At 31.1% G+C, this 10,775-nt stretch carries 10 protein-coding genes and 1 pseudogene; 8 read left to right on the plus strand and 3 right to left on the minus strand.

Annotation, left to right across the window (positions count from 1 at the left end; all coding sequences use genetic code 11):
- Positions 1–21: 21 nt before the first annotated feature.
- On the minus strand, positions 22–843 hold the full coding sequence (locus V5787_RS12465) for a lysophospholipid acyltransferase family protein (protein WP_336893532.1): 822 nt from the start codon (positions 841–843) through the stop codon (positions 22–24).
- Positions 844–894: 51 nt separating this feature from the next.
- The gene (locus V5787_RS12470) at positions 895–1,527 is read right to left on the minus strand and encodes a CoA pyrophosphatase (protein WP_336893533.1); all 633 of its coding nucleotides are present in this window, start codon (positions 1,525–1,527) and stop codon (positions 895–897) included.
- Positions 1,528–1,641: 114 nt separating this feature from the next.
- Between V5787_RS12470 and V5787_RS12475 the strand changes: the two genes are divergently transcribed.
- A complete protein-coding gene (locus V5787_RS12475) occupies positions 1,642–2,190 on the plus strand; it encodes a TlpA disulfide reductase family protein (protein WP_336893534.1) in 549 nt (182 codons plus the stop codon).
- Between the two features lies 1 nt (position 2,191).
- Here the strand turns inward: V5787_RS12475 and V5787_RS12480 are convergent, their stop codons facing one another.
- Positions 2,192–2,872: a hypothetical protein gene (locus tag V5787_RS12480; protein WP_336893535.1), complete on the minus strand. Its 681-nt coding sequence runs from the start codon at positions 2,870–2,872 to the stop codon at positions 2,192–2,194.
- A 180-nt stretch (positions 2,873–3,052) separates the two neighbouring features.
- On the opposite strand from V5787_RS12480, the gene V5787_RS12485 reads away from it, so the two are divergent.
- From V5787_RS12485 to V5787_RS12515, 7 genes and pseudogenes are all read left to right on the plus strand, one after another.
- Complete coding sequence (locus V5787_RS12485; RefSeq protein WP_336893536.1) at positions 3,053–5,347, plus strand: DNA topoisomerase 3; 2,295 nt, start codon at positions 3,053–3,055, stop codon at positions 5,345–5,347.
- A complete protein-coding gene (locus V5787_RS12490) occupies positions 5,347–6,579 on the plus strand; it encodes a glycosyltransferase family 4 protein (protein WP_336893537.1) in 1,233 nt (410 codons plus the stop codon). The genes V5787_RS12485 and V5787_RS12490 overlap by 1 nt, the downstream gene beginning before the upstream one ends.
- A gap of 102 nt (positions 6,580–6,681) precedes the next feature.
- Positions 6,682–6,777 (plus strand): annotated as a pseudogene (locus tag V5787_RS12495) (IS30 family transposase); the annotation flags it as partial.
- A gap of 503 nt (positions 6,778–7,280) precedes the next feature.
- Positions 7,281–7,712 carry a hypothetical protein gene (locus V5787_RS12500; protein ID WP_336893538.1) on the plus strand — a complete coding sequence of 144 codons (432 nt, stop codon included), beginning with the start codon at positions 7,281–7,283 and terminating at the stop codon, positions 7,710–7,712.
- A 222-nt stretch (positions 7,713–7,934) separates the two neighbouring features.
- The gene (locus V5787_RS12505) at positions 7,935–8,804 is read left to right on the plus strand and encodes a hypothetical protein (protein WP_336893539.1); all 870 of its coding nucleotides are present in this window, start codon (positions 7,935–7,937) and stop codon (positions 8,802–8,804) included.
- Between the two features lie 6 nt (positions 8,805–8,810).
- Complete coding sequence (locus V5787_RS12510; protein WP_336893540.1) at positions 8,811–9,716, plus strand: S-4TM family putative pore-forming effector; 906 nt, start codon at positions 8,811–8,813, stop codon at positions 9,714–9,716.
- 212 nt (positions 9,717–9,928) lie between these two features.
- Positions 9,929–10,717, plus strand: coding sequence for a hypothetical protein (locus V5787_RS12515; protein WP_336893541.1), 789 nt, complete (start codon positions 9,929–9,931; stop codon positions 10,715–10,717).
- Positions 10,718–10,775 lie beyond the last annotated feature (58 nt).

The following is a 10,775-nucleotide window of genomic DNA, read 5'->3' on the forward strand; positions in this document are numbered from 1 at the left end:
ATAATGTTAAAAGAAAGTGAATTAGAGATCAGGTTTTTTTTGCCAAAATTCTCGTTGTTTGTTTAAAACATCTTCATGTTCTTTATATTCTTTTAAAGAAATAACTTTTAGGAAAGAAGGATGTTGTTCGATTCCCATTTCAATTAACTTTACGATATCATCAAAAGAATCGTTTTCGTAGTCAATATCTAAAGGTTTTTTGATTACCATACTTTGTAAGACACCTCGTTTTTTTATCAAGAGTCCTTTTTTATCAAATGAACGTCTAAATCCATCAATCACAATAGGAATAACGATTGGTTTATACGTTTTAATAATATGAGCGGTTCCTCTTCGAATAGGATTAAAAGGTTTTGTAGTTCCTTGTGGAAATGTAATTACCCAGCCGTCATTTAATGCAGTTCCAATATTACTAATATCAGACATTTTAACTTGTCTGTTAATGTTTTTTCCTTCGCTTCTCCATGTTCTTTGAATCGATATAGATCCCATATAAGCAAATATTTTTGGTAAAATACCCGATTTCATTGTTTCTGCGGCAGCTATATAATACATATTCATTTTTGGATTCCATATGTACCCAATATTATTGATTGTATCAACCCTTCCTTTTAAAGAAGCATTAAATACATGATACATGGCAGCAACATCAGCAAAATAAGTTTGGTGGTTGGCAACAAACAAAACATTAGAATGAGGTAAGTCTCTTATAATTTCAGATCCTTCGATCTGTAACTTATTAAAACCATTATATCTTCTATGTGAAATAACACCAACAATTCTGATGAGCCATCTTTTTAAAAATAAAACATGACCAAAAGGATTTTTTTTAATGAATTTCATTGAGATTTTTTTGTTATTTTATGCTATCAAATTTACAAAAAGAAATGGGTTTTATAGTCTTTTTATGAGTTCTTTAATCTCGCTGATTATCATTGCAGTAGCTCCCCAAACCATATGATTGCTGAAATAATAATAAGGTATACTTGCCTTTTCGGCATAAAAAGTCTTTTTAGTGTTAACATGAATTAAGGAGTCATCTAATAGTTCTGTAAGAGTAACTTCAATCATTTGATGCACTTCATGATTTTGTTTGAACACAGGGGGATTTTCGGTAATTCCGATAAAAGGGGTGACTAAAAAATTACTGGGAGGAATATATACATCCGTAATTTCTCGAAGCAATTTGATTTCCGATTTATTAATGCCTATTTCTTCAAAGGTTTCACGCAATGCTGTTTCTGATAAATTACTGTCATTAGGTTCTTGTTTTCCTCCAGGAAAGCTTACTTGAGCAGAATGAGTTCCTTTGTACACGGGTCTTAAAGTTAGAGCAAAACAAGTTTCTCCTATTAAATTTGGATAGAATAGTGCGAGAACTGCAGCTTTTTTTGGCTGTTTAGAGTTCGGTTCTTTTTTTAATGTTTTTTTTCGTTCATCTGGAGCCATTTTGTAATGATCCATTTCTCCTCCAAGAACTGTTTTTTTAATAGAATTAGATAAATTTAAAAAGTTTTGATGCAGCATAAATAAACTTTAAAGTGCTCTAAAAGTACAAATTAATAAGTTAATTGTTTGAACTTTTATATATTTGTAACGTTTGTTACACAGATAAATTATTATTTTCTATTCCTTTGTGTCATGATAAAATTTATAAAAAAACATTGGAATAATATATTGTTTGTTGGGGTTATCTTTTTTGTGTTAAATACCTCTACAAAGGAGTGGCTTATTAAAACCTTAGCATTCTCTCCTTCCGTCAGTTCTAAAGAAATTGTATTACGTGATTATAATTGGAGATTGGATGGGATTAATACTGAGAATATTGAGTTTTCTGATTTAAAGAACAAAGTGATATTTGTTAATTTCTGGGCAACTTGGTGTGCTCCTTGTCGAGCTGAAATGCCTGATATTCAAATGCTGGTTAACAAATATAAAGACAAAGTCGCTTTTGTATTTGTAACCCAAGAATCAGAAAAGGAGGTAGTTGATTTCATGAAAAAGTACAATTATGATTTGCCTGTTTATCATTCTGTTACAAGTATTCCAAAAGAGTTAAACACAACAAATAGTATTCCTAATACTTATGTAATTAATAAAAAAGGTAAAATAGTGATTCATGAAACTGGGGCGGTAAACTGGGACAGTGATACTTTTTTTGAGTTAATGGAAGCTTTATTGAAAGAGTAAATTATTTATCTCTATTGATATATAATGTTGCTTTTGCTCCTGTGGCTAAATTCCACTGATTTGACATTAATACGTTACCTAATTCGTCAAATATCATAAATGCAGCAGTATTTGGTCCATATTCTCCTTGATTTAGTGCAACAAAAGAGACTGTATTCACTCCTTCCATTAGATTGATTATGAATTGCTGATAATTTTTTGTGAGTACGACATTCCTGACTCTTACTTCTCCGTCTACTACAATAGATACAGTATCACCATCTGGATAGGCAAAGTCTCTACACATAATTGTAATATATTCACTTTTTGTATTTACTGAACCTAAGTCTTTATCAACGATAGGTAATTTGTTAGAGATGGCGTCCATTTCAGTTTTTAGTCGTTGCCGATAATATTTTTCTTTGTCAACAATACCTTTGTTCTTTAAGTCTTTTAGTTCCTGATTGGCAATTTGTTGTTGCATTATCCTATTTAAAGTTTGTTCAAATTTTTCTTGCTGGTCTTGAGGGTTGATAAACTCAAAAGCTTCATCTGAACTGTTTGGAAGAGAAGGGATATTGAAATCGATATTGTCATCAAAAGAACCCGGCTGCATGGATTCTATTTGTGCATTCGTTATAGTAAGAAAACCTAAAATAAAAATAAGGTTTGCTAATAAAGTACGACTGTTATATAAACTCATTTTCTTCATTTATTAAACAAAATTAGGCTTTTGATTTTTTAAAGTTGTTAATAATTTCAAAAATATTTATTTGGAAAAACCTTGAAAATTCAAGCGGTTTAGGTGAGTCATATAGTTTTCTATTTGAAAATAGTTGTGTAAGTTTGTCACTTCACACTAAAAAATAAATTTAGAACTTTTATGAAAGTATGTATTGCTGAGAAACCGAGTGTTGCAAGAGAAATTGCGACTATATTAGGAGCAAATCAGCGACATGATGGCTATTTCGAGGGGAGTGGTTATCAGGTTACTTGGACTTTTGGTCATTTGTGTACTTTGTTTACACCTGATGATTATAAACCTCATTGGAAGCGTTGGGATTTAAATACATTGCCAATGTTACCTGAGAAGTTTGATATAAAATTGGTTGGTAATGAAGGAGTTCAAAAGCAATTTAATACCATCAAAAAACTTTTTGACAAGGCAAATGTTGTTATCAATTGTGGGGATGCTGGTCAGGAAGGAGAATTGATTCAGCGTTGGGTCATCAAACAAGCAAATTATACTGGAAGAGTAGATCGATTATGGATTTCTTCTCTAACGCCAGAAGCTATTAAAGAAGGTTTTCAAAACTTGAAAAGCGGAACAGATTACGATAATTTATACTATGCAGGTAGTTCACGTGCGATTGGTGATTGGTTGTTAGGAATGAATGCAACTCGGCTGTATACATTAAAATATGGTGCTCAAAAACAGGTGCTTTCTGTAGGTAGAGTTCAGACACCTACACTTGCAATGTTGGTAAATCGGTTTAAAGAAATCTTATATTTTGTACCCAAACCATATTGGGAGTTACAAACAGAATATAGAAATACGGTTTTTAATAATGAACAAGGTCGGTTTTTAAAGAAAGAAGATGGAGAAACGACTTTAAATAAAATAAAAGATGCACCTTTTAAAATTATATCTGTAACCAAGAAAAAAGGAAAGGAGTATGCTCCTAAACTATTTGATTTAACAGGACTTCAGGTGTATTGTAATACAAAGTTTGGGTATACAGCTGATCAAACGTTAAAGATTATTCAAAAACTATACGAACAAAAATTAGTTACTTATCCAAGAGTAGATACTACTTTTTTGCCAGATGATGTTTTTCCGAAAATTTCTGGAATATTAGATAAACTAACTCAGTATGCTCATTTAACTACGGCACTAAAAGGTAAAACTTTAAAAAAATCAAAAAAAGTATTTGATTCAAAAAAAGTGACGGACCACCATGCTATAATTCCAACAGGTATGGAAAGTCAACTTGGTGATTATGATCAAAATGTTTATGATATCATTGCACGTAGGTTTATTGCGGTTTTTTATCCAGAATGTGAAGTATCTAACACCGCTGTTATTGGAGAAGCAGCAAAAATAAATTTTAAAGCAACGGGTAAAGAGATTTTATCCAAAGGATGGCGAGTGGTATTTGAGAGTTCGAAAACAAAGACAACTCATAAAGATGAGGTCTTGATGCCAACTTTTTCTAATGGTGAATCAGGAGTGCACAGTCCTTCTTTTTCTGAAAAAACGACCAAACCACCTAAAAATTATACAGAAGCAACTTTGCTAAGAGCCATGGAAACCGCAGGGAAGCAAGTAGAGGATGATGAGTTGAGAGATTTGATGAAAGCGAATGGTATAGGTCGACCTTCTACAAGAGCAAATATTATTGAAACTCTTTTTAGAAGAAAATATATAGAACGTAATAAAAAATTGCTTATACCCACCAATATGGGAGTTCAATTGATTGATACTATTCAGAATGAATTGTTAAAATCGGCCGAATTAACTGGACAATGGGAAAAACAATTAAAGGAAATAGAGGAAGGAAATTACAGTGCTGTCCAATTCATTAATAATATGAAGAAAATGGTTGATGATTTGGTCGTTGAGGTTCGTATGGAAAATAGCACTAGACGATTTTCAACTACGCAAGATACTGTTGTAGTGAAACCAGAAAATAAAACAAATAAAACAGGTTTAATAGGTTCAATATGTCCAAAATGTAAGAAAGGAACTTTGTTAAAAGGAAGCTCTGCATATGGATGTGCTGCGTATAAAACGGGATGTAATTTTAGATTGCCTTTTGAGTTTTTAGGAAAGAAAATTTCTGAAAATCAATTTAAGAGACTGTTGTCAAAAGGAGCAACAGTATTGTTAAAAGGATTTAAACAAGGGGGAATCAAAATAAATGCGACAGTAGCTTTTAATGATGAGTTTGAATTGCTTATAAAGCCAGAAAAAGTAAAGACACATAGCAAATCGGGTGCTTTAATTTGTCCAAAATGTAAAAAAGGAGAAGTTATAAAAGGAAGTGCTTCTTATGGTTGTTCTGCTTATAAAACGGGCTGTAATTTTAGATATACTTTTGATACCATACGTGCAAATGCACAAGGAAAAACAATGACCAAAGAGTTGGTGGAGCAACTTTTACAAAAAGGAATATAATGCAAAAGCGACTTTTAATTATTGGAAGTGTATGGCCAGAACCAAATTCTTCGGCTGCAGGTACGAGAATGATGCAGTTGATTGATGTTTTTTTAGGCGAAAATTATAAAATTATTTTTGCTACTTCAACTTCGGAAAGTGAATATCGTTATCCATTAGAAGAATTGGGCATTCTGATTAAAAGAATTGCATTGAATAATAAAAGTTTTGATATTTATATTAAAGAATTAGAACCCGAGTTGGTTTTGTTTGATCGTTTTATGACAGAAGAACAATTCGGTTGGAAAGTTGAAAAATATAGTCCTAAATCCATTAGGATATTAGATACGGAAGACTTGCACTGTCTTAGAAAGGGAAGACAGCAAGCTTTTAAGGAAAAGCGAAGTTTTTCGAATGAAGATTTACATTCTGAGTTAGCAAAAAGAGAAATAGCAAGTATTTATAGAAGTGATCTAAGCTTGATGATTTCTGATTTTGAGATGGGTTTATTACAGTCTTATTTTAAAGTACCTGAAAACTTACTCTGTTATATTCCTTTTTTATTAGAGCCTGTTTTAACAAAAAAGCAAGAAGGTTTTATGAAGTTTGGAGAACGTTCTAATTTTGTTACGATTGGAAGTTTTAGGCATAAACCAAATTGGGATAGTATTCTCTATTTAAAAAATGAAATTTGGCCTGTTTTAAGAAAAAAATTACCGCATTCCGAAATGCATATTTATGGGTCTTATCCACAAGAAAAAGCAATGAAATTGCACAAACCTGCTGATAATTTTTTTATAAAAGGCTGGGTAAATAATGCGTCAGAAGTGCTAGAAACAGCAAAAGTTGTATTGGCTCCTTTGCGTTTTGGAGCTGGGCTAAAAGGCAAGTTTATAGATGCGATGTTAAATGGGACTCCCAATATAACTACAGCTATTGGAGCGGAAGCGATGCATGAAAATACTGAATGGTCTGGACTAATAGCAGATGATACAAATGCAATTATAGCTGCTGCTGAAAAATTATATACAAATAAACCACTTTGGATACAATGTCAGAAAAATGGATTTGAGATTATTGAAAAATGTTATTCAAAATCGAAATATTCCATAATAATGATGTCTCGTTTGAATTTAATTCAGTTAGATATAACCAAACATAGAGCTACAAATTTTATTGGAAGTATGTTGTTATTTCACACCATGAGGAGTACGGAATTTATGTCTCGATGGATAGAGGAGAAGAATAAATAATATCCATAAAACACCATACTTATTTGACTTTTTTTAGAATAGTTTCCAAAGATACATTAAGTCAATCATAACTCTGTTTTTTAACAGCAAGACAAGTGGAATACTAGTGTTTTTGCTCACCCTAATTTATCTTGGGAAAGAGGAACTAATGAAAATATGAACGGACTAATTAGACGCTTTTTTCCCAAAGGAACAGACTAAGGTCATCGAAAAAGAACTAAAAATAGTTCAGGGTAAACTTAATAGACCAAGAAAGAGACACTCGAGTATAGGTCACCAAGTGAGGTGTTTAAAATGGAATTAATAAACTTTAAATCATAAAAAAAAGGATAATAATATTAGGGCTAGTGAAATAGAATAACTCGACGAAAGAGAGTTATTCTATTTCAATAATGCCAGGTTTTAAACAACAAAACAAACTTGTATTTGAGTAATTTATTTAACCAAAAACATTAATGGTTTGTTACGTTAGATCCTTGAATACAAGTCATATAAAGTAAAAACCACAATAAAACACGCCATGTACAAAGTCAAGATTTAAAAAATATTACGAATCCATTAGATTTAATTGTAAAACAATTAGAACGACGTGAAAAAATTAATTAATTTTGACCGTAAACAATGATAGATATACATCGTTATCATGCAGCTGACACAGTTATTCGATGTATTTTATATACATATAACTAGTTGTGCATAATATGAAAAACACATTGAAAATAATATTATTAATTTGTATTCTGACTTTATCCAACTCTTGCCGAACTCAAAAAAACGCTGAATCTGACTCGGTTTCGGAATTGCCAAAAGAACTCTTCCAACGTTGGAAATTGGAATACGGAATGGCTAATGGCGAAAAAATAAGCGGACTTCCAAAATCACCAAATAATGACTACGAATTCAAACGGAATGGAGAATATCTTCTTTACAATGAAGATGAAACATTTATGACTGGAACGTGGAATTATAATAGTGACGAAAAAATTATATACACGAAGCGTGACGATGGAGAAATAAATGGAAAAATAGCGGATTTCAAAGCGAAAAGTATAACTCTGATTCCCGCGGGAAAGTCAGTTGAGGGAACTCCATTTGAAAACTTTAGATTTTATTATGTGCCGAAAACTGAATAAAAATACTATGCACAACAAAGTATATAAAACATAGCTAATAAGTACTAAACCCAAAGGTCTGAGCTTATTTACAAAGTTCCGCCAAATTTTTAATTTGGCTTTTAAAATTGAAAAGATAAAAACAAAATATAAAAATTTGGCTCTGTACTTAACCCGAAATTAATCGTATTTTTATACGCTACGTTTCATATACAGAACGTTCTATGCCATTAAAAAAAACTTATGCCGAAAACAATAATTCAAGGATTTAACGAACTACATACTAAATTAACACCAAGTTCTTTTGAATCTAAAGCTGTGCAAACACACAGAGCTTCAATTAAAAGTTGTCTTGAAAATAATTTTGGTATGACAAACTTTTTCAAAACAGGTTCTACTGGAAATGGAACCAGTATAAGTGGATATAGTGACACGGATTATTTCGCTAGTATTCCAACTGATAAATTAAAAAAAGATTCGTCTGTTTCATTAAGAGAACTTAAAGAAGCGTTACATAAACGTTTCCCAACAACAGGTGTATATGTTGACAGTCCAGCTGTTGTTTGTCCTTTTGGAACTTTAAAATCTGAATCTACAGAAATTGTGCCAGCGGATTACCTAAAGCAAGTAAACGGGAGTAACATATATGATATTCCAGATGGAAACTCTGAATGGATGAATGCAGGACCAACTGCACACAACAAATATGTTTCAGATGTAAATAAAAAGTCAGGAAATAAAGTAAAACCTCTAATTAGGTTTTTAAAGGCTTGGAAGTATTATTGTAATGTTCCAATTTCCTCATTTTATTTAGAAATAAAAACTGTAAAATACGCAGAAAAAGAAACTTCTATTGAATACTCTTATGATATAAGAAAAATTATAGCAATACTTTATGATACCGATTTGTCCGCAGTTATAGACCCTACAGGAATTTCGGGTTATATACACGCTTGTTCCTCAGATGCAAAAAAGAAAGATGCTATTTCAAAATTAAAAACAGCTAAAACAAGAAGCGGAAATGCACGCATAGAGCAAAATAATGAAAATATTAAAGAAGCATTTGAATGGTGGGATAAATTCTTTAATGGGAAATTTCCTTCATATTACTAAATTTTTATGAATACATTATTAAAAGACCAAAACAGTAAACCACTAATTAGGTTACTAAAAGCACAAAGAATAGCTTACGATAATGCTAAGCAATATCAATTTATTGATTTAGTAAGTGTGTTAATTGCTTTATCTCCTACAGCACTCCTTTTTGTTGATTTTAAAGAGGTTGACCCTAACCTTTCTGAAATGTCAAAATTGTCTAAAATCACTTCCATAATAGCGGTAATTGGTGTTTTATGGACTTTGTTATCCATTTTTGCTCAAAGCATAATGGATAGACAAACAAAAGAAGGAGCTATTATACAAGACCAATTTGATTCAACACTTTTCAAACTTGACAGAAATAAAATACTTGTTGAGAAATGGATTGAAACGAGCCAAATTGTATCTTTAAGTAAAAAGTATAAAAAGGAAGACCTCAAGGATTGGTATTCCATAAACATACCTGATAATATAGATAATGATGCATCTGTTTTATTAGCTTATAAATGCAACTCGATTTTTGCAAAAGCACAAAGAAAAAAATATGTTATTTTTATTCAAGTTATGATATTCCTTTATTATGGTATCCTTCTTAGTTTATCATTTGTAAATGAAATTCTTGTTTTTGATTTAATTCTTTTATTTGCACCTTCAACTCCTGCTTTAATTTTTGCTACTTTAACAATTAAAGCCCAAAAGGGTATTTTAAGCAATTATGAAAAAATAAATAACTTAGTTGAAAATCTATTTTCAGAATATAAAACAACTAAAAAAGTTCCAAGTAAATCGGAATTAAGACAAATTCAAGATTTATTTTATACACAACGTTTAATCGCTAGTAAAGTCCCAACTTGGTTTTACAGAATATTCAAAAGTAATACAGAAGACATAGTAAATGAATCTATTTCGATAATGACAAATGAATAAAACGGCATAGAACAATGTATAAAAAACAGAGGGCATTTGTACTAACTCCAAAGTTCTGTGTTTGTTTACAAAGTCCGCTAAATATAAAATTTGGCATTTAAGTAAAAAAATAAAAGCAAAATATTTATATTTAGCTAAGTAATAAACTGAAACGATAGAGCTTACTTATTGCCCTCCGTTTCTTATACTAAACGTTGGCAACAAGCAAAAAAATGCATTCAAAACAAAAACAACTTCAAAATCGTGGATATGTAGAAAAAGGAGTTGAATCTGAGTTTACAACTATTGTGTTTGACAAAAAAATTGAATTGCTTGAGAGCAAAATAGCAACCGAACGTACTTTAGGAGCTAGATTACTTATTGAGAATAAAACGAAAACTACAGTTGATTATCTTATAAAAGCATTGACTCTTGAAAAAAAGCTGTATTCAAAAATTGAGATTTGTAATACACTATCTGAGTTGAATGAAATTGCAATAAAACCGTTAATAAAGTATTTAGCGAAAATTGGAACCAATCAACACAAAACAGTTCCCGAAAAACCGTTTTTAAAAGATAGTTATCCTTTACCGAGAGATATTGCAAGTCGGACTTTAGTAACAATAGGAAAAAAAGCAATGCCTGAATTATTAAAAGAATTGAATTCAGATAATAAAAGTGCTTTAAGTGAGCTTATTGATACTATTGGACACATAAATTACTATTCTAATACCGAAAATATTTACGAACCTTTAAAATCTAGCTATAATCGGAATAAAACGGAGGACTTAATAAAGTGGAAAATAATCCGAGCATTTAGTGGAGTAAATGAAAGTTACGCGTTTCTGAAAACACTTCAAGACGAAATGAAAAACAAAAGGTTGGAAAATGAAATTAATAGAAGTTTACGTTTAATTAAGCTGAGAAAAAGCCAGTTGCCAACACTGTATAAGATTAATGCGGGTTTTTGGGCTTTTTCGAAGGTTTTTTTGTGTTTGCATTGTCCGCTTAAACTTATTTGAGTATTTTTAGTCCGATTAAGATAAAAACATAAAATAAGTATAAGCTACGTGCAACAGT

The organism is Flavicella sp. (genome assembly GCF_037132785.1).
Classification (GTDB): Bacteria; Bacteroidota; Bacteroidia; order Flavobacteriales; family Flavobacteriaceae; genus Flavicella.

Bases quoted from the DNA above. Each gene is read 5' to 3' on its own strand.
- V5787_RS12465 (WP_336893532.1), bottom strand. From the start codon at position 843: ATGAAATTCATTAAAAAAAATCCTTTTGGTCATGTTTTATTTTTAAAA.
- V5787_RS12470 (WP_336893533.1), bottom strand. From the start codon at position 1,527: ATGCTGCATCAAAACTTTTTAAATTTATCTAATTCTATTAAAAAAACA.
- V5787_RS12475 (WP_336893534.1), top strand. From the start codon at position 1,642: ATGATAAAATTTATAAAAAAACATTGGAATAATATATTGTTTGTTGGG.
- V5787_RS12480 (WP_336893535.1), bottom strand. From the start codon at position 2,872: ATGAGTTTATATAACAGTCGTACTTTATTAGCAAACCTTATTTTTATT.
- V5787_RS12485 (WP_336893536.1), top strand. From the start codon at position 3,053: ATGAAAGTATGTATTGCTGAGAAACCGAGTGTTGCAAGAGAAATTGCG.
- V5787_RS12490 (WP_336893537.1), top strand. From the start codon at position 5,347: ATGCAAAAGCGACTTTTAATTATTGGAAGTGTATGGCCAGAACCAAAT.
- V5787_RS12500 (WP_336893538.1), top strand. From the start codon at position 7,281: ATGAAAAACACATTGAAAATAATATTATTAATTTGTATTCTGACTTTA.
- V5787_RS12505 (WP_336893539.1), top strand. From the start codon at position 7,935: ATGCCGAAAACAATAATTCAAGGATTTAACGAACTACATACTAAATTA.
- V5787_RS12510 (WP_336893540.1), top strand. From the start codon at position 8,811: ATGAATACATTATTAAAAGACCAAAACAGTAAACCACTAATTAGGTTA.
- V5787_RS12515 (WP_336893541.1), top strand. From the start codon at position 9,929: ATGCATTCAAAACAAAAACAACTTCAAAATCGTGGATATGTAGAAAAA.